This is a genomic window from Hymenobacter aranciens, from assembly GCF_030580865.1.
In the GTDB taxonomy this organism is placed as follows: domain Bacteria; phylum Bacteroidota; class Bacteroidia; order Cytophagales; family Hymenobacteraceae; genus Hymenobacter; species Hymenobacter aranciens.
In genome coordinates this window covers 304701-322553 of record NZ_JAUQSY010000007.1, presented here as the reverse complement: position 1 = coordinate 322553, position 17853 = coordinate 304701, and the positions used below count along the sequence as shown (strand labels likewise).

At 62.2% G+C, this 17853-nt stretch carries 18 protein-coding genes; 9 read left to right on the top strand and 9 right to left on the bottom strand.

Annotation, left to right across the window (positions count from 1 at the left end; all coding sequences use genetic code 11):
• Positions 1-202 precede the first annotated feature (202 nt).
• The 6 genes from Q5H93_RS12690 (at position 203) to Q5H93_RS12665 (ending at position 5818) form a co-directional block, all read left to right on the top strand.
• On the top strand, positions 203-1801 hold the full coding sequence (locus Q5H93_RS12690; protein WP_305006905.1) for a hypothetical protein: 1599 nt from the start codon (positions 203-205) through the stop codon (positions 1799-1801).
• A 177-nt stretch (positions 1802-1978) separates the two neighbouring features.
• Entirely contained in the window at positions 1979-2470 is a 492-nt protein-coding gene (locus tag Q5H93_RS12685) for a cold-shock protein (protein WP_305006904.1), read from the top strand.
• A gap of 555 nt (positions 2471-3025) precedes the next feature.
• On the top strand, positions 3026-4486 hold the full coding sequence (locus Q5H93_RS12680) for a carbohydrate-binding protein (RefSeq protein ID WP_501991645.1): 1461 nt from the start codon (positions 3026-3028) through the stop codon (positions 4484-4486).
• A gap of 155 nt (positions 4487-4641) precedes the next feature.
• Positions 4642-4995: a hypothetical protein gene (locus Q5H93_RS12675; protein WP_305006903.1), complete on the top strand. Its 354-nt coding sequence runs from the start codon at positions 4642-4644 to the stop codon at positions 4993-4995.
• Positions 4996-5041: 46 nt separating this feature from the next.
• Positions 5042-5296, top strand: a complete 255-nt coding sequence (locus tag Q5H93_RS12670; RefSeq protein WP_305006902.1) for a hypothetical protein — start codon at positions 5042-5044, stop codon at positions 5294-5296.
• A 6-nt stretch (positions 5297-5302) separates the two neighbouring features.
• Entirely contained in the window at positions 5303-5818 is a 516-nt protein-coding gene (locus Q5H93_RS12665; protein ID WP_305006901.1) for a suppressor of fused domain protein, read from the top strand.
• A gap of 340 nt (positions 5819-6158) precedes the next feature.
• Here Q5H93_RS12665 and Q5H93_RS12660 read toward each other — a convergent pair whose 3' ends face one another.
• From Q5H93_RS12660 to Q5H93_RS12620, 9 genes are all read right to left on the bottom strand, one after another.
• A complete protein-coding gene (locus Q5H93_RS12660) occupies positions 6159-6503 on the bottom strand; it encodes a nucleotidyltransferase domain-containing protein (RefSeq protein WP_305006900.1) in 345 nt (114 codons plus the stop codon).
• Positions 6479-6871, bottom strand: a complete 393-nt coding sequence (locus Q5H93_RS12655) for a HEPN domain-containing protein (protein ID WP_305006899.1) — start codon at positions 6869-6871, stop codon at positions 6479-6481. The genes Q5H93_RS12660 and Q5H93_RS12655 overlap by 25 nt, the downstream gene beginning before the upstream one ends.
• 71 nt (positions 6872-6942) lie before the next feature.
• Complete coding sequence (locus tag Q5H93_RS12650; RefSeq protein ID WP_305006898.1) at positions 6943-8718, bottom strand: T9SS type B sorting domain-containing protein; 1776 nt, start codon at positions 8716-8718, stop codon at positions 6943-6945.
• A 214-nt stretch (positions 8719-8932) separates the two neighbouring features.
• Positions 8933-9790, bottom strand: a complete 858-nt coding sequence (locus Q5H93_RS12645) for a hypothetical protein (RefSeq protein WP_305006897.1) — start codon at positions 9788-9790, stop codon at positions 8933-8935.
• Positions 9791-9803: 13 nt separating this feature from the next.
• On the bottom strand, positions 9804-11210 hold the full coding sequence (gene lpdA, locus Q5H93_RS12640; protein WP_305006896.1) for a dihydrolipoyl dehydrogenase: 1407 nt from the start codon (positions 11208-11210) through the stop codon (positions 9804-9806).
• A 149-nt stretch (positions 11211-11359) separates the two neighbouring features.
• A complete protein-coding gene (locus tag Q5H93_RS12635; protein ID WP_305006895.1) occupies positions 11360-11740 on the bottom strand; it encodes a hypothetical protein in 381 nt (126 codons plus the stop codon).
• 206 nt (positions 11741-11946) lie between these two features.
• Positions 11947-12612: a carboxypeptidase-like regulatory domain-containing protein gene (locus tag Q5H93_RS12630; protein ID WP_305006894.1), complete on the bottom strand. Its 666-nt coding sequence runs from the start codon at positions 12610-12612 to the stop codon at positions 11947-11949.
• A gap of 104 nt (positions 12613-12716) precedes the next feature.
• Positions 12717-13097 carry a hypothetical protein gene (locus tag Q5H93_RS12625; protein WP_305006893.1) on the bottom strand — a complete coding sequence of 127 codons (381 nt, stop codon included), beginning with the start codon at positions 13095-13097 and terminating at the stop codon, positions 12717-12719.
• A gap of 570 nt (positions 13098-13667) precedes the next feature.
• Complete coding sequence (locus tag Q5H93_RS12620) at positions 13668-13916, bottom strand: hypothetical protein (RefSeq protein ID WP_305006892.1); 249 nt, start codon at positions 13914-13916, stop codon at positions 13668-13670.
• On the opposite strand from Q5H93_RS12620, the gene Q5H93_RS12615 reads away from it, so the two are divergent.
• The 3 genes from Q5H93_RS12615 (at position 13915) to Q5H93_RS12605 (ending at position 17804) form a co-directional block, all read left to right on the top strand.
• A complete protein-coding gene (locus Q5H93_RS12615; RefSeq protein ID WP_305006891.1) occupies positions 13915-14313 on the top strand; it encodes a group III truncated hemoglobin in 399 nt (132 codons plus the stop codon). The genes Q5H93_RS12620 and Q5H93_RS12615 overlap by 2 nt on opposite strands.
• Before the next feature lie 40 nt (positions 14314-14353).
• Positions 14354-15958 (top strand): L-tyrosine/L-tryptophan isonitrile synthase family protein, encoded by a 1605-nt coding sequence (locus Q5H93_RS12610; protein WP_305006890.1) that lies wholly within the window; start codon positions 14354-14356, stop codon positions 15956-15958.
• An 85-nt stretch (positions 15959-16043) separates the two neighbouring features.
• Entirely contained in the window at positions 16044-17804 is a 1761-nt protein-coding gene (locus Q5H93_RS12605; RefSeq protein WP_305006889.1) for a TauD/TfdA family dioxygenase, read from the top strand.
• Positions 17805-17853 lie beyond the last annotated feature (49 nt).

Sequence of the window (17853 nt, the reverse complement as noted above, 5' to 3'; positions counted from 1 at the left end):
GGGGTCAGGGGGTGGGGTTGAACGCCCGGGGAGCCTGCCGATTCCCAACAAGGGCAAGACCGGTGCCCCCTCTCCGCAGGAGAGGGGGTCAGGGGGTGGGGTTGAACGCCCGGAGCCGCCCCCGCATACTAGCGCCGTCCCTCCCCGCGTTAAGCCAGCCCCCGCGCGGGAATCTTTCCCGCGCCCCGCTACTTATCGGCCCGTGAAGCACTTCTTACTGCTCCTGTTCCTGACGCTGCTGGCCCCCACCCTCCAGGCCCAGGCCCCCATCTCCGACGCCACCATCGCCGCCTTCTACGACCGGCTACCCGTCGTCCAAACCCCGCGCTACCAGCTCGAGCGCGGCCTGCAGCGCCAGCTTATCCGCTCCGATTTCTCCACCGCCGACCTCGCCGGCCTGCAGCTGAAAGGCCGCCAGCTCGTGCGCGTTGATTTGGTTTACACCGCCTTCCACCGCGACCCGAAGTTCAACCAGCGCCAGCTCAACCTCGACCGCCTGCGCAACCTCGCCGACCGTCTCCCCAACCTGCTCACCAACGACGCCCTCACCTGGAACCTCGTGGAGCAGGCCGGCTGCCGCACCCCCGAAACCTGCCAGGACTACTTCCACGGCTTCGTGCTCTACTTCGAGCCCTACTACACCGCCATCGACAACAGCGTGGAGGCCGTGCGGCTCAGCGCCGCCCTCAGCCTGCGCACGGCTAAGCTGGCCACCGCCCGCAAGGCCCGCACCCGGCGCGGCGTGCCCGTGCCCTGCGGCTACCCCCTCAGCCAGTACAAGCTCAAAGACCTCACCCGACGCGTGAAGCGCAGCTACGCCTGCCCCAGCAAGCAGCCGCAAACCATCACCTTTCGCGCCACGGTCAGCCGGCGCGGGCAGTTGGAGAGCGTGCGCATCACCGACACGCTGGCGGCCTGCCCGGAGGCGCTGGCTCAGAGCCTGCGGGAGAGCTTGTCGTTTGCCACCGGCTTTCGGGTGGGCAAGGAGCAGTTTGGGTTTGAAGTCACGGGCCGCGTGCAGCTCCCGCTGCGCCGCCACGGCCTCACGCTCACCGGCTACCTCCTCCCCGACTCCATCATCCGCAAGTACCGCATCCAGCTGAATGTGAAGAACTGCACGGCCCGCCGCCTGCGCCCCGGCGAGCCCGCCGACTCGGCCGACCTGCCCAACCCCGACGCCGACATCGTGACCAAAGTGCTGGCCCGCCACCCTGACTGGGACAAGAAGGTAATTGTGGCCGACGTCACCGGCAGTATGTCGCCCTACACCCTCGACCTGCTGACCTGGCTGCAGCTCAGCCTCCAGCAACAGCGCCGCACCTTCGTCTTCTTCAACGATGGCGACGACGCCCCCGACGACAAGAAGCGCATCGGCAGCACCGGCGGCCTCTACGCCATCCGCACCGCGCGCTTCGACAGCCTGCAGCTCCGGCTCCTGGACGCCATGCGGCACGGCGGCGGCGGCGACGCCCCCGAAAACGACGGCGAGGCCGTGCGCGAAGCCCTGCGCCGCGCGCCCGACGCCCGCGAAATCATCCTGCTGGCCGACAACCACACCTTCCCCCGCGACTTCCGCCTGCTGCTCAACCTGCCGGTGCCGCTGCGCATCATCCTCTGCGGGGCCAGCAATTATGTCAACCCGCGCTACCTCATCCTGGGCCGCCGGCCGGGCATCACGCTGCACACCCTGGCCGGCGATTTGCCTGACTTGCACGACCTGCCGGAAGGCACTACCATCAACATTCTCAGGGTGCAATACCTGGTGACGGCCACCGGCCTGAAACCGGTGAAACTACTGTAAAACCACCCGCGCAGTATATCTTTCGGGCGAACTGAACCGTCCGCTCCCGGGCGCCGTTATCATAGGCAGGCTGAAAAATGCCGGGCGCTCCGTACCTTCGGGCTTCTCGGCTTCGCGTTGTGGCTATCCCGGCTTGGCCGGATGCCTCGCCGCCAGCCTAATACCCTATTTCACCCCATGGCCAAAGCACAACAAAACTTCAGTAAGAAGGAAACCGAGAAGAAGAAGCAGCAAAAGCAGAAAGAGAAGGAGGAGCGCCGCGCCGCCCGTCAGGCCAACGCCGCCTCGGGCCAGAGCCTCGATGAGATGCTGGCTTACGTGGACGAGGATGGCAACATCGTGAGCACGCCCCCGGACCCTACCAAGAAGCGCGTCATCAAGGACGAGGACATCCAAATCAGCGTGACCCGCCAGGAAGACCGCGCCCCCGAAGACCCCACCCGCTACGGCACGGTGAGCTTCTTCAACGACAGCAAAGGCTTCGGCTTCATCAAGGACCTGGCGTCGCAGGAAAGCATTTTCGTGCACGTCAATGCCCTCGGCGGCCTCAAGCTCAGCGAAGGCGACAAAGTGACCTTCGAAACCGAGCCCGGCCAAAAAGGCCCCGTAGCCGTGCGCGTGCGCCTCGGCAGCGCTCCGCCCGCTGCCCCCGCCCCGGCTGCCGAGTAGCTATTCCCATTGTCCGTCAGCGACAACTCCAGCACGAAGTGGTAGTACGAATTGCCCGCAGGGCTTCGTACTACCACTTTGTCGTTAGTGCAGCTTGGCCCCGGCCTGACACCGTCAGAGTGGGAGTACGAACCGCTGCGCGGGATTCGTACTCCCACCCCGCCCCTCCGCATCACTGAGCAAAGCTGCATTACCGAGCCCGCTACCAAAATCACAAAAAAATCAGGCAGTGGCCTGTTGTTTTTTAAACGAAAGCCCATCCTGCTAAAATATCCCCAGCCCTAGGCCCGCTTCATTGCCAGCCTGCCCCAACGCAGTTGCTAGCCCTTAGCACGTGTGTAATAAGCGTCAAAACGCGCCCGCCGCCTCGAAAAACCGAGGTAGCCGGCGCTTTTTTTATTCTCGAAAGCCACGTACTTGCACCGCTGAAAGCCCCGTCAGGCCGCCATTTTCCCGCGCCAGCCGGCGCTTTCGCCCCGCGCACCCGCTCCTGCGAGCCACTGCCGGGCCTCCTGCTCTCGCTCTCACCATAATTCCCACCAAACCCCTTCAATCATGAAGAAAATTCTTACCTCCCTCTTGAGCGCCGCAGCGCTGATGCTCGGCTACACCCAGCACACCCAGGCCCAAACCTACCAGCTCGTGTGGGCCGACGAGTTCAACGGCTCCATCGGCAACGGCTGGCAATTTGAAACCGGCGGCGGCGGCTGGGGCAACAACGAAAAGCAGTACTACCAGCAGGCCAACGCCTCCGTCAACAGCACCGACCTGATGATAACGGCCCGCAAGCAGAGCGTGGGCGGCCTGCCTTACACCTCGGCCCGCATGAAAACGCAGGGCCTGCGCCAGTTCACCTACGGCAAAATCGAGGCCCGCATCAAGAACCCGCTGGGCCAGGGCCTCTGGCCGGCCTTCTGGATGCTGGGGGCCAACATCGGCCAGGTGGGCTGGCCCGCCTGCGGCGAAATCGACATCATGGAGCAGGTGAACACCGACAGCCGCACCTACGGCACCGTGCACTGGGACAGCAACGGCCACGCCGAGTATGGCGGCAATACCACCATGTCGGCCAATGCCTACCACGTCTACACCGTGGAGTGGGACGCCAGCACCATCCGCTGGTTCGTGGACGGCGTGCAGTACCACATCATCAGCATCGCCAACAACGCCGGCGGCACCGAGGAATTCCACCGCCCCTTCTTCCTGCTCCTGAACCTGGCCGTGGCCGGCAACTGGCCCGGCCAGGTTGTGGACGAAAGCAAGCTCCCCGCCACGATGTTCGTCGATTACGTGCGCGTGTACCAGAAAACCTCCACGCCCCCACCCTTCTCCGTCACGCTGCAGGCCGAAAGCGCCAACGTCAACAATGGTATGGTGGTGGAAAACTGCTCGGAGGGCGGCCAGGACATGGGCTACATCGACCCGGGCGACTACCTCGTGTGGAACAACATCAACTTCCCCACCAGCGGCAGCTACAACATTGAGTACCGCGTGGCCAGCGGCGCCAACGGCGGCACCATCTCGTCGGATTTGAACGCCGGCTCCATCCAGTTCGGCAACTCCGGCATCCCCGCCACCGGCGGCTGGCAGAATTGGACTACCGTCACCAAAACCGTGAACATCAACGCCGGCACCTACAACTTCGGCATCTACGCCCAGACCGGCGGCTATAACCTCAACTACGTCCGCATCACCCGCAACGCCAGCGCCCGCGCCGCCAATACCACCAGCCCGGAGCTAGCGGCCTCATCCGCCGGGCTCAGCGAAGCGCCCGCCAGCCGCCCCGCCCGCACGGTCGAAATCTACCCCAACCCCGTGGCCGACCGCCTCAGTCTCAACGCCGACGGCGACCTGCGCGGCAGCCAGTACCGCATCCTCAACAGCTACGGCAAAGTGCTGGCCAGCGGCCCCCTCACCGGCGAGGCGCTCAACACGGCCGCCCTGCCCACCGGCATCTACTCGCTGCAAGTCGTGACGAAGGACAATCAGACCATTACGCGGCGCTTCGTGAAGTAGCCCAGAATTCCCGCCCCCTGCCGCGTGTTGCAGGTAGTGCGCAATAAGCCCAATGACGCCAGCGGCCGCAGCTTTTCCGAGCTGCTACTGCTGGCGTCATTTGCACGTAGTAGTCCTGCCTTGCCGCAACACCACCCACCCTTCTAACAACCGCTATGAGCAGCTTCGCCGACCAACTCAACGCCACCAAACAAACCTACCCGTTCGACAAAATGCGCCAGTACTGGCAGCAGGAACCCGGCGGCGCCGAAGAATGCACGGCCCTCGAAGGCATCTTCGACCAGCTCATTGCCGGGCTCATCACCCTCGGCCCCAGCGCCTCCGAGGCCGACAAGCTGGCCCAGTTCCAGACCGCCATCGAGGCCACCAACGAGCACGCCGACGTCATCGAAACCGGCGAGCGCGAAGACCTCTGCGACCTCACCTGGCGCATTGCCGCCGCCGCCGGCCTCAACCCCGCCGACTACGGCGACGGCGAAGGCCCCGCCTCCGAATGGCGCGAATGGTAACCGACAGTTCCCTATCCTTTGGCTTCCATCTGCCGTAGGGAATTTCATGTCCGACCCCATCCTGCCCTTCGATTCGGCGCCCGAGCCCGCCGAACGCACGCCCGCCGGCGACCCCATCTATCACTACGAAGACGCGGCGCCCTTCGAGCTGGCTGGCGGCGACGACGAGAACATTGCTGCCATCTCCGACCACATCGAGCGCCACGTCGGGCCCATCAGCGGCGTGTTTCACGAGCTGCTGTCCGACCAGGTGCACATCGACGTGCACATCGTGGCTCCCAGTGCCGACTTCCCCTTCTAAACCCTCGTGACCTCCGGCATGAGCGACCGGCCCATGCACCTGCCCGCCGAAGCCACGCCCGACGACGGCCTGCCCTCCTACCTCGAACTGGCCATCCTGCTGCCCAGCACCTGGCCCATGCCCGCGTCCGGCGAGCCCCTGGGCGAGGCCTTCGAGGATGAAAACACCTACTGGCCCATCCGCTGGCTCAAAATCATGGCCCGCTTCCCGCACGAGTACCACACCTGGCTGGGCTACGGCCACACTATCCCCAACGGCGAAGACGCCGAGCCCTTTGCCGACCATACCGGCCTGGGCTGCATGCTCCTGCTGCCCGCTCTCAGCCTGCCCGAGGAGTTCCAGGAGCTCGTCATCAGCCCCGCAAAAACCATCCACTTCCTCAACCTCTGGCCCCTCTACCGCTCCGAGATGGAGCTCAAGCTCGCAGCCGGCACCGACGCCCTCCTCGACCGCCTCGAAGCCTACGGCATCACCGACGTGGTAGACCCCGACCGGCCCAATACCGTCCCCGAACCAGCCTAACCCGTCGGCCCCAGTCGCTCTCGCGCCCCCGCCCGTAGCGCTTGACGCCCCGGCCGCACCGTTCGCACCCTCGCCCATACCCATTGTCACCCCGGCCGCACCGCTCGCATGGCTGACTGCCCTCTTTGACGCCCCGACAGTACCTATTGACGCCTCGTCAGTACCCATCGCACGCCCGCCAGCATGACATGACGTCAGCTCAGCGCCGTTCGCACGCTTGCAAGCATCAGCCGCACCGCCACCAGTATGACATGACGTCACAAATTACTAAAAAGCGGCTGAAGCCTCTATAGCTTCAGCCGCTTTTGCGTTTTGCTGCCCCATATTGAATACCAAAAGCTCAGTTCCCAGCAGCCATAGGCTCCCATTCGCCGACCACGATGCCCGTTCGTTTGATTTCCTGCACAAACGGATTCCAGTCGGCGAACTGCTCCGGCGAAAAGGTATGCGGCTCAATGTCCACGAACAGCTTTTGAGCCAGCGCTTCCCCTATCAGCCCCACATCCCGAAAGCCGAATCCCGTAAACTCATCCGCCACCAGCGCCACGTCAATATCAGAAAAGGAACGCTGCTCGTTGCGGGCGTAGGAACCGAATAGAATGACTTTGCGCAGCGAGATGTGCTGGCTGCGGATGCTTTCCGCAAAACTTCTCACCCGTTCTAAGGCAGTTGATTGAGTAAGCATTGGCGAAGGTCGGTTACGTCTTGTAGCACAGTTTGCGTGAAAACTCTGGTAGCCTGCTGGCGCAAATTGGCCGTGTAGCTTTCATAACGTCCCTCCAGCTGAAAAGTATTCAACTGCTGGACAAACGTAGCCTGACCCGGCGTCAATACGAGCGAGGTATCAGCTAACAGCCGGGCAATATTGTGCGTAAAGGGCGGTGTGTCGCTGGGGTTGTCCTGCACCCACAGCGCTTTCGCCAGCTTTTCGATAGTGAGGTGCGCCCAGAACAAGCACGGCACGTAAGTGCCTGCCGTGAACATACTCCCGACCTCCTGCCAATTCTGCTCGGCAGCATTCATCCAGTAGGCAATATGGTCCTGCTTGGTCACGTTGCAAGATAATAGAAAAGCGGCTGAAGCTCCTGTAGCTTCAGCCGCTTTTGCATTTCAGTTACCGGGAGTTACTTCACCACATCTACCCACCCCGTGTAGTGCTGCGGCCGCCCCGCACAGTCGCTATAGTCAATCGTGTAGTAGTACGTGCCGCCCGAAGCCTGGTCGGGCGCCCAGCCCGTCGCCGGGTCGCTGCCTTCGAATAGCTTGCGCCCCCAGCGGTTGAATACCATCAAATGGAAGCCGCTCACATCCGCCAGCGGGTAGTCGAATTTCAATTTCAGCGCGTCATTCACGCCGTCGCCGTTGGGGGTTAGCACGTTAGGGAAGGTGGGCAGGGCGTCGCTTTTCACCTCGATGCGGGCCGTGGCGGTGGCCGGGCACTGGCCGGTGCTGGTGTAGCTCACCACGTAGCTGCCGGCCGTGGAGGCGGCCAGGTCAATCTGCCCGGTGCCGGCATTCAGCGCCAGCCCCTGCGAGCTGCTGCTGAAGCTGCCCCCAGCGGGCGTAACGGCGGGCAGGCCGCTGCTGCCCACCCGGCAAAAAGTAGTGGCCGCGTAAGCCAGCGCCGCACTGGGCGCCAGCACCGTGAGCGAGTAAGCAGCAGTAGCCGAGCACGGCCCGCTGCTCACGTAGCTCACTACGTAGTTGCCCGCCGTGGAAGCGGCTAGGTCGATATCGCCGGTGCTGGCGTTGATGGCCAGCCCGGCGGGCGCGCTGAACGTGCCGCCGGCGGGCGTGACGGTGGGCACGCCGCTCCGGCCGCTGCGGCAGAAGGTGGCGTTGGCGTAGCTGAGCGTGGCGCTGGGCACCGTCAGGGTAATGGTTACGGCGTTGCTGTTGCTGCTGGGGCCGGCGGCGCACACCTGACGGTAGCGGTATTGCGTGGTAGCCGTGGGCGTGGCGGTATAGGTGCGGCCGGTCGCGCCGGGGATGTTGGTCCAGGTCACCCCATCGGGCGAGGACTGCCACTGGCCGGTGTAGGTGCCCGCACCGCCCGTGAGCGTGGCCGTGAGCTGCGCCGACTGCCCGGGGCACACGCTGCCGACGCTGCTGGCCACCACCGCCGTCGGCAGGTTGCAGGGCGAGGCCAGCGTAATGGCCATGCCATTGAACACCGTGGCGGTGGTCACCCCGCTGGGCTGGGTTTTGAACACCTGGATGCCCTGCACCAGCTTGCCATAGTTGGCCGCACTCAGCACCAGTTCAAACTGGTAGAGGCGCGGCTCATTCGGGGCCGTATCGAACCGGTCGTTGGTGCGCCCCACCCGGCCCAGGTTGCTGGCAATGAAATTGGTGCCGCCAAACCAGTCCGAGATGTCCACGTTGAACAGTTGGATGGTACCATCGGTAAACTGCACCGTCAGCGTCACCGGGTTGTTGCCGGTAGGCGCGCCGTTGCCGGTGGCGGCGGCCAGCCACACGCTGTGGGCCGCCTGGGGCGTGGCCAGCGTCATCGTGCCATTGCCCGAGCCCGGGATGCGCAGCGAATTCAGCCCATTATAGGGCTGCAGCTGAAACGTCAGGCCGGGCGTGGGCGAAGCCGGGTTCTGCAGAATGCGATTGGCGGGCAGCGAGCGGGTAGTGCCCCCCGTAGTGGGACTCACGAAATTGGGCGCTACCAGGCAGTATTGCACGTCGGTGCCGCCGGTATCGAAGCCGTGGGTGGTCGAGCTGAGGGCCGTGCCCGCGCCATCGGCCACCACGTCGGCGGTGAAGCTGGTGGGCGTCAGGGCAGCGGGGGTGTAGATGGTTTGGGCCAGCGCGGGCGTGGCGGCCAGCAGGCTCAGGAAGGCCAGCGAAGTGCGACGCAGTTTTAAATAAGCGGTGTAAAGAAGGAGCATGCGCAGAAAGTCATTAAATAGAATTTTCACCAACAGTTGCTACCGCTACCGGCGCAATTTTCATGCCTCAGCAATAGCTGTAGAGACGCAATATTTTGCGTCTCGTCGTTTGCGCCGTATGAATGTCGTTCACCGACGAGACGCAAAATATTGCGTCTCTACATTGCTCAGCTACTACATTTTCCGCCGCCTTCTGTTTCGGCTGCCGTGCAAACTACTTTCCAGCACGCAACAGCCTGCCATTCCGGTAATGGTAGCGGCCCGCCGGTAGCTCGGTTAATCTGCATTCTTTGCGTTCAGTATTGCCAATGGTCTTAATCGGACCAAGCACCAGCTCGCGGCCCCGAACCTTAAAACTACGCTTGCAGCCCGTGTATTGCTCGCCCGGCGCGATGGTGTAGCCGTGCAGCTGGGCATAGCCTCCAAACGCTTCGTTCTCTTCTGCCAGTAAGGCACGAAAAATCAGCTTCGGTCTGGCCGATACCTCTATTACGCTCACGTAGTCCCAGGCAGTACCGCCACCCGACCCATACCTAGCCGGATGAAACCGCAGCACCAACTCCGCTGCCCCGCGCCCGTCCAAATTGACCGTCTCCAACTCGGTTTCGCCTGATTCTGCCCCCCAGTACTCATCAGATAAAGCCAGCTCTACTTCCGTCCAGGTAGAATCATGACTAGCAGCCTGATAGAACAAGCGCGGCAGTTCATGTCGCTCCACCAGGCAAAACCGGCCGAATCGGGTAACAGTATTCCAGTTTGCCCACTCGGCGTTGAGACTGTCCCATTCACCCGGATTAAACTGCTGGATAGCCAGCAGCACCGGCGCGGTGCGGTCGGTTACCTCCGACACCTCTGGGCCGGTGTCTTCGAGTGGTGCATCAAGAATCGCCGCCCGCGCGGGCGCAACCGGAGTCGCTGGCGGCGCTGGCTCAACGACCAGCCGCGCCGTTTTAGCTGCCGCCACCACCTGCTCGGTGGTACGAGGGCGGCGCTGTTCGCAGGCCAGCAGCGACAGCAATACGGCCGCCCCGGTGAGGAAGCGGCCGTAGTTGGCAGGGTCAGAAAGCCACATGCTCGCCCGACTATTACATGTGAATGGCGCGGTTGTCAGTAGCCGCCAGGCAGGCCTCTTTCATGGCCTCGGCGTAGGTCGGGTGGGCGTGGCTCATGCGGGCCACATCCTCGGCCGAGGCGCGGAACTCCATGGCCGTCACCGCTTCGGCGATGAGGTCGGCGATGCGCGGGCCAATCATATGCACGCCCAGGATTTCGTCGGTTTCCTTGTCGGCCAGCACTTTCACGAAGCCGTCGAGGTCCATGCTGGCGCGGGCGCGGCCGCTGGCCCGGAAGGGGAACGAGCCCGTTTTATAAGCCTTGCCCTGTTCCTTCAGCTGCTCCTCGGTGAAGCCCACGCCGGCCACTTCGGGCCAGGTGTACACCACGCCGGGGATGAGCAGGTAGTTGATGTGCGGCTTCTGCCCGGCCAGCGTTTCGGCCACGAACACGCCTTCTTCCTCGGCCTTATGGGCCAGCATGGCGCCCTTAATCACGTCGCCGATGGCGTAGATGCCGGGCACGTTGGTTTGCAGGTGGGCATCGACCTTGATGCGGCCGCGCTCCTCCATTTCCACGCCCGCCGCTTCCAGGTTGAGGCCGGCGGTGTAGGGCACGCGGCCCACGGCCACGAGGCAGTAGTCGCCCTCCAGCTTCACTTCTTCGCCTTTGGGTGAGGTGGCGGTCACGGTCACCACGTCGCCTTCGCGGCTGGCACCGGTTACTTTATGGCTGAGGTAGAACTCGATACCGATTTTACCCAGGATGCGTTTGAGCTCCTTGCCCAGCGCCCGGTCCATCGTGGGGATGAGCGAATCCATGAACTCCACCACGCTCACCTTGGCCCCTAGGCGGGCATACACCGAAGCCATTTCGAGCCCGATAACGCCGCCGCCAATCACGACCATGTGCTTGGGTACCTCGCGGATGTTCAGCGCCTCGGTGCTGGTGATGATGCGCTCCTTGTCCTGCGCGATGAAGGGCAGCACCGTGGGCTTCGAGCCGGTGGCGATAATGACGTTCTTCGTCTCAATCTGCTGCTCTTCGCCGCCCTCGGTGGGCGTGATTTTGATGTGGTTTTTATCAACGAACGAACCGACGCCCCGCAGCACGTCGATTTTGTTCTTTTTCATCAGAAACTGAATGCCGTCGGTATTCGCCTTCACCACGCCGTTCTTGCGGTCGATGAGCTGGTTCATGTTGATGGCCAAGTTGTCCAGCTCGATGCCGTGCTCCTTGAAGGTGTGGGCGGCGTTGTGAAAATGCTCGGTCGAGTCGAGCAGCGCCTTGCTCGGAATGCAGCCCACGTTAAGGCAGGTGCCGCCCAGCGTCGGGTATTTTTCAATGAGGGCCGTTTTGAAGCCCAGCTGGGCGCAGCGAATGGCGGCTACGTAGCCCCCCGGGCCGCTGCCGATGACGGTAACGTCGTATGAATTCATGAAAAAGCGCGTTCGTGATAAGTCCCCAAAGGTACAAGGGAAACCCTGCTTAAAACCGGTAATAAGGGCCGCCGGTTTCGGCCGGCCCACACGCAAAAAACCCACCCGCAGGGCGGATGGGTTTTTCAGCTGTATGCAACAATGGACCCTTAGCTAATCTGGTCAACGTGGGAGCGCAATACCTCCCGGGCAATGGCCAGGTTGGTTTCGCGCGAGTTCACGGCCAGATAGATAAATTTGTTACCGGCGGGGTTCAGCTTCAGCAGGTGCAGCTGGTTGGTGAGGGTGATGAGGATATCCTCAATCGACTCATTAGTCAGCTTCAGGGCGCTCATGGCCTTCTGCTTCTGCTTCACTACTTCGGTGTTGTAAGCGGCTGCCGTCTCGGGATTGAGCGTGGGCGAGTTGGAGTGCGAGGCCAGGGCCATGCCCGAGGTCACGTCGACTACGGCCACGGCCAGCAGGCCGGGCAGGTCGTTGATAATAGCTTCGACAGCCTTACCGGCCGCGCTGTTAGTGGAATAAGCCATAGTGGCGGATTGAGATTGTTCCTGTGATTCTTTGAGTTTGCTAGCGACGTGCTTCCGGTAGGTTCTTGCTTTCACATCGTTTTAATTTTTCGCCACCTGCGGGTAGCGCGAACCGCCGTTTCGACGACGAGCCCGGTGAATTCTGGCGTCAATAGCCGCACGGAACTCCCGGCGCTCGTCGCCGAAACGGCGGTTCGGGTTACACCTTAGAAGAACAGCCAACGGTGCTTTTTGGCCGTGGCGCGGGGTTGCAGCGTAACGGCTTCGGTGGTGCTGGCGGCGCTCACTTCCTGGTCGTTGTAGCCGGCGTAGCCGTATTGCAGGGTGGCGCTGTGGGCTTCGGCGGCGGGCACGCGCAGGGCGTAGCTGCCGTTGGCATCGGTGCTGGTGCCGTAAGCGGTGCCTTTGCGCAGCACGGTGGCACCCACCAGGGGCTTGCCGTTTTCGTCCAGAATGCGGCCCTGCACGGTTACCATGCGGGTGGCGCTTTCGGGCATGGCCGCGAAGATGGCGGGGGTAACGGCGTCCGTCGGCAGGTTGTCGGTGGGCAGGTTGGTGGCGGCCATCGAGGCGCCGGCCAGCAGGGCGGCCACGGCCACCATACCCAGGGCCCGCTGCCGGAAGCGCTGCGGCTGCTCGCGGATGAAGGTCAGTTGCTTCTGCACCCAGTTGGGCGTAGCGGCCGTTTCTTCTTCCGATTTCATTTCGTACCAACGCGTTACGGTGGCGTGGGCTTTATCGGCGTCCTTGCGCAGGTATTCTTCTACCTGGCGGGCCGAAGCGCGGCTCAGGTCGCCGCGCAGGTAGGCGTCGCGGTACACCGGCAGCAGTTCGCCGGTCTGGGGGTCGAAGGGGGTAGCGGTGAGTTTCATGACGAAATTTGCGTGCTAAAAGGTGTAAAAGAGGTTTTTGGCCGGCGACAGTTGGGGTGACGTGGGTAGAAAATCACGCCAACGGTCGCCGGCCTTAGAATTAATTAATTGAGCTGCTCAACGTGGGTGCGCAACACTTCGCGGGCAATAGCCAGGTTGGTATCGCGCGGGTTCACGGCCAGGTAGATGAACTTGGTACCGTTGTCGCTGAGCTTAATGAGGTGCAGCTGGTTGCTGAGGGAAATGAGGATGTCCTCGATTTTCTCGCCTTGCAGCTTCAGGGCGCTCATGGCTTTCTGCTTCTGCTTTACCACTTCGGCGTTGTAAGCAGCCGCCGTCTCGGGGTTGAGCGTGGGCGAGTTGGAGTGCGACGCCAGGGCCATGCCCGACGTAGCGTCGACTACCGCCACGGCCAGCAGGCTGGGCAGGTCAGAAATGATGTCTTGCACGGCTTTGCCGGCAGCGGAAGTAGCAGAGTATGCCATTGTTGGGTGGTAAAAAGATTAAGGGATAAAAACTCGGGAATCCGGCGCTAATACAGGCAGCCGGGCGTTCATTTCAATCGCACCGCCGGGCTCTTTGAAGCTGGCACTATCGTCGGTATAGACGGTAGCAACCCGGGCGGCAGTTTATTTTATAGCTTAATAGAAGGGCGGCTGCTTACCTATACAGGATAAGCTTTTGTTCATCAGTCCGGCAGCAGACCATAGAAAGACCTCAAGACTTGCGCGGCTTTCGCGGGCAGAAACAAGCGGCCGTTTTAGGGTGCTAGGACAAGACATCACAAATCTACGATTGCAACTCCTTTTTTGCTACCCTGAATAATTTTTTAAACTGGCAAAAACGCGACTTCATCGGGCAAAAAAACACGTTCAGCAGCCAATTCGGCTTCCCATTTCTGGACTTAGCAAAAGGGCTGCGGCCTTGCCCTGCCATCTAAGTATTCCAAAGGCAAAAAATCCGGGTGATTTTCCTGCTTTAGCATGCAAGCTGCATGGCTAACTATCAGCTAATTTTTACGGTTTAAGGCCGTGCTAAAACAAGGTTATTGTGGGTCAAAACAGGCTTTCCATTTTTTGGAAAGATTTTTTTCTCAAACTGCCGTATTTTTTTTCAAGCCAACCGTATTTTTTTCTCGTAAGCTGCCGTTTTACCCATAAATGGCGGCTGCTGTCGGGCAAATTGGGTCTTAAACTATCGGGGGGGGGAAGCTTGGCCGGACCGCTGGCAGAAGTGTCGGGTTGGCTAGCGGACGTCTGGCGCTGCACCGGCAACGGAAAGCCGACCGCGTATTTTTGCGTCATGTCTACTCCGCCCCTTCCCGACCTGCGCACCGAGGCCGACATCGTTCAGCTGGTCGACACCTTTTATGAGCGGGTGAGCGCCGATGCGCTGCTGGCCCCCATATTTATGGAGGTGGCGCAGGTCGACTGGAGCCATCACCTGCCCACGATGTACGACTTCTGGAGCAGCGTGCTGCTGGGCACCAGCCGCTACAAGGGCCGCCCGTTGGCGCAGCATTTCCCGCTGCCCATTGGGGCCGAGCATTTTCAGCGCTGGCTGGCTTTGTTTCACGCCAGCGTTGATTCCTTATTCAGCGGGCCAGGGGCGGACGATGCCAAGAAGCGGGCGCAGCACATCGGGGCCATGTTTCAGCAGCGGCTGGGGCTGCGGCCGTCGTCGCCACTTTCGATACTGTAGTTTCAACTTCGTTGCGCTAAGGGCTTTTTCTGAATTTCTTATGTCTGTTGCTTCTTCCAATCTGCCAGCCCTTAACCGCCGCACCCTGCTAGATACTGGCTTGCGCCTGTTTGCTGAGCAGGGTTTTCATCGGGTGAGCGTGGCACAGGTTGCCGAAGCGGCGGGCGCGCCGTTGGCGGAGGTTTACCGACATTTTGGCTCGAAAAACGATTTCGTACTGGGACTGTACCAGCGCATTCACGACGCGCTGGAACTGCAGGCCGCAGACCTCCCCGCCGGGCCTTTGGCCCTACGTTTCCAGGCCTTTATGCAGCAGAAACTGGCGCTACTGGCGCCGCATCAGGCCACTTTGCGGGCGCTGCTGGCCGATTTGCTGGTGAGCGACGCGCCCACCAACGTCTTCAGTCCCGAAACCGAGAATATTCGCCTGCGCGGCCTGGCGCTGCTGGCAATAGTGGCGCAGGGCGCTACCGATACTCCCGCCAATGCCCCGGCGCTGGCCCAGACGCTGTACGCCGCGCACTGGAGCATCCTGCTGCTGCGCTGCCTCGACCGCTCGCCCGGCGGGCAGGCCACCAACCAGGCGCTAGAATTGCTGAGCGCCGGGCTGGCCGTGGCTGCGCCGCAGCTGCAAAATCCGCTGGCGCCGCTGCTGCTGGGGCAGGTGGGCACGGTGGTAGAGCAGTTTCTGCAGCTCGATGCGGAGGTAGATTTCACGGTGGCGCGGCGGGTGTTGAAGCTGATTATGCTGCACCGCAAGGTGCTGGACTCGGAAACGCACTGTGCGGCTAACGAGCCTTGCGAGCAGTGTCTGGCGCTGCACTTGCCCAAGCTGCAATACTTTATCAGCCAGCAGCGACCCATCGAAATGCTGCTGCCGGCCTTTCCGGCCAAGTCGCCGAACCAGCAGAAGGTGCTGGGCACGCTGCCCGATTTGGGGGAGGAAATCGCGCTGACTTTTCTGCAGCAGCTCTGCGATGACATCCGGCAGGTGTACGCGCCGGGGGCGCGGCTGAAAATCTGCGCCGATGGCCGCGTGTTTGCCGATTTGGTGCAGGTGAGCGACGCGGATGTATCGGCTTATAATAAGGTGTTGCAGCAGCTCATTGCCAGGCTGGATTGCCGCGATATTGAGGTCCTCAACCTGGAGGATTTCATCGAAACCCCGTCCTTCGACGCGGCCCGGGCCTGGATAACGGAGCGCTACGCCGAGCCGCTGGCCGACTTGCAGGCCAAAGTGCGCGACACGCCCCACCACCGGGCCATGTTCAACGGTATTCACCGCTTCGTGAGCGAGGACGGGCAGGTGCTGGAGCCCGCCAAAAGCAAGAGCCGCGTGAAAGAGGAAAGCAAGGCCGTAGCTTACGAAGTCATCCGCCGCAGCAACGCCTGGACGCGCCTGCTGGCCGAGGAATTCCCGCACGCCCTGCGCCTGAGCATCCACCCGCAGCACCCCCACGCCGACAAAATCGGCCTGCGCATCACCCGCGCCGTCGACGACTGGCTGACGCCCTGGCACGGCGTGGTGGTGCTACGCGCCGACGACTACCTATTAATGAAGCGGCAGCAGGCGGAGGAGTTGGGGGCCGAGCTTGTCGAGCAGGATGGCCAGCCGAGCCATTTTGTGGCGCGCCCGAATTCTTAACCAATCGGGCTGAATTCTTCACCCCAAAGTCCGCCGCAGCGCGCCACCTTTGTGCGTACTCTCAAGCGCCTGCGTCCCCTCTCCCATGTCCGCCTACACCCTCGAACCTCAGTTTCCCTTCGGCCTGCTCGTGCAAGCCACCGCGCCCGGCCAGACCATTGCGCCCATCCCGGCGGCGCAGATTGAGGAGTGGGTGCGCGAGCACCGGATTCTGATTTTCCGGGGCTTCGAGCTGTTCGACAAAACGGCTTTTGCGCTCTATGCCCAGCAATTGGGTGAGCCGCTGCAATGGCCGTTCGGGGCCATCAACGAATTGAAAGTGAAGGCCGACGCCAAGAACTACCTCTACACGCCCAGCGCTGTGCCGCTGCACTGGGATGGTGCTTTCGTAGGCAAAATCCCCTACCTCATTTTCTTCCAGTGCCTGAAGGCCCCCCGCCCCGAAGACCGCGGCGGCACCACCTTCGCCGATACCATCCGGGTGCTGGCCCGCGCCACGCCCGGGCAGCGCCAGCGCTGGGAGCGCGCCACGCTGCGCTACCGCACCGAGAAAATCGTGCACTACGGCGGCACGCTCACCCAGCGGCTGGTGCAGCCCCACCCCGTCACGGCCGAGCCCACCCTGCGCTTCGCCGAACCCGTGTACGACCTCAACCCGGTGAGCGTGGAAGTGTTGAATACTAGCCCTGAGGCAGAAGCCGACTTGATTGCCGAGCTGCAAACCGCGCTCTACGCGCCGGAGGTTTTCTACATCCACACCTGGGCCGATGGCGACATTGTGCTGGCCGACAACCACGCCCTGCTGCACGGCCGCGACGCCTTTCTCAACCCCAACGAGCGGCACATCCAACGCATCAACCTGCTGGCGCGGCCGGCCCAGCGCGGCCTGCGTGAGTTCCTGAAAAACAGCAAGACGCTGCGGCGCACCGAGTTTCTGCTGGCCGAGGTGCCGATTTTCATTATTCCGATTCTGCTTAGTGCCGAGAACCTAAGTTTCCTCAAAACGCCGGAGTTGTACGTGGGCCTGACGGGTATCTACCTGCTGTTCAACTTCGGTGATATGGTGAATGCCTACGCCGACCGCCGCGTGGATGCCGTGTACAAGAGCCATTTATCGAACGCCATTTTCGAGTTAGGCGACATGGGCGTGCGCTGGCAGATGCGCGCCTCAGTGGCGGGCACGGTGCTCATCAGCGTGTGGCTGACGCGGCACACCGGGCGCTGGCAGTTCGTGCCGCTCACGCTCATTGGCTGGGCGCTGGGCTTCCAGTATTCGTGGCGGCCGCTGCATTTTAAGTCGCGCGGGCTGTGGCAATTGCCGGCGCTGTGGGCGGTCCTGTTCTTCGGGCCAATGGCCTACACCAGCAGCCTCGTTACGCACTTCCCGCGCCGGCCTATGCTCACGCTGGCCGCCGCCTACGGCCTGCTCCAAATGGCCGTGCTGATGCTCAACAACGCCGAAGACTACACCGAAGACCAGGCCGCCGGCCTGCGCACGATGGTGGTAGCCATGGGTTTGCACCGCAGCCTGCGCGTGGCCCAGACGATGGTAGCCGGCGCGGGCGTGGTCACGCTGGGCAGCCTGTTCTACCTCTACCGTTCCGCGAAACTGCCCGCCTTGGCCTATCTCGGGCTGCTGCCGCTGGCCGGGGCGCTGGTCCACGTCGGCCGCGAATACGCCGCCATCAATCAGCAGATTGCCGACAAAGACGAATCCGCCGCTGTTAACATCATCAAGGAGAATGGTATGAAAGTGCCGGAGTGGCTCAATGCCACGGCCTATACCTGCCTGCTGGCGGCCGGGGTGTTGTTCGCCGCCCGCGTGCTGCGCAACAGAACAAGATAGAGATGCAATATTTTGCATCTCGTCGTTGAACGAAATTGTTTATCCGACG

What these genes read in the sequence shown, in the direction of transcription:
- Q5H93_RS12685 (WP_305006904.1), top strand. Translation starts at nt 1,979, where the DNA reads ATGGCCAAAGCACAACAAAACTTCAGTAAGAAGGAAACCGAGAAGAAG.
- Q5H93_RS12680 (WP_501991645.1), top strand. Translation starts at nt 3,026, where the DNA reads ATGAAGAAAATTCTTACCTCCCTCTTGAGCGCCGCAGCGCTGATGCTC.
- Q5H93_RS12675 (WP_305006903.1), top strand. Translation starts at nt 4,642, where the DNA reads ATGAGCAGCTTCGCCGACCAACTCAACGCCACCAAACAAACCTACCCG.
- Q5H93_RS12670 (WP_305006902.1), top strand. Translation starts at nt 5,042, where the DNA reads ATGTCCGACCCCATCCTGCCCTTCGATTCGGCGCCCGAGCCCGCCGAA.
- Q5H93_RS12660 (WP_305006900.1), bottom strand. Translation starts at nt 6,503, where the DNA reads ATGCTTACTCAATCAACTGCCTTAGAACGGGTGAGAAGTTTTGCGGAA.
- Q5H93_RS12650 (WP_305006898.1), bottom strand. Translation starts at nt 8,718, where the DNA reads ATGCTCCTTCTTTACACCGCTTATTTAAAACTGCGTCGCACTTCGCTG.
- Q5H93_RS12645 (WP_305006897.1), bottom strand. Translation starts at nt 9,790, where the DNA reads ATGTGGCTTTCTGACCCTGCCAACTACGGCCGCTTCCTCACCGGGGCG.
- lpdA (WP_305006896.1), bottom strand. Translation starts at nt 11,210, where the DNA reads ATGAATTCATACGACGTTACCGTCATCGGCAGCGGCCCGGGGGGCTAC.
- Q5H93_RS12635 (WP_305006895.1), bottom strand. Translation starts at nt 11,740, where the DNA reads ATGGCTTATTCCACTAACAGCGCGGCCGGTAAGGCTGTCGAAGCTATT.
- Q5H93_RS12630 (WP_305006894.1), bottom strand. Translation starts at nt 12,612, where the DNA reads ATGAAACTCACCGCTACCCCCTTCGACCCCCAGACCGGCGAACTGCTG.
- Q5H93_RS12625 (WP_305006893.1), bottom strand. Translation starts at nt 13,097, where the DNA reads ATGGCATACTCTGCTACTTCCGCTGCCGGCAAAGCCGTGCAAGACATC.
- Q5H93_RS12615 (WP_305006891.1), top strand. Translation starts at nt 13,915, where the DNA reads ATGTCTACTCCGCCCCTTCCCGACCTGCGCACCGAGGCCGACATCGTT.
- Q5H93_RS12620 (WP_305006892.1), bottom strand. Translation starts at nt 13,916, where the DNA reads ATGACGCAAAAATACGCGGTCGGCTTTCCGTTGCCGGTGCAGCGCCAG.
- Q5H93_RS12610 (WP_305006890.1), top strand. Translation starts at nt 14,354, where the DNA reads ATGTCTGTTGCTTCTTCCAATCTGCCAGCCCTTAACCGCCGCACCCTG.
- Q5H93_RS12605 (WP_305006889.1), top strand. Translation starts at nt 16,044, where the DNA reads ATGTCCGCCTACACCCTCGAACCTCAGTTTCCCTTCGGCCTGCTCGTG.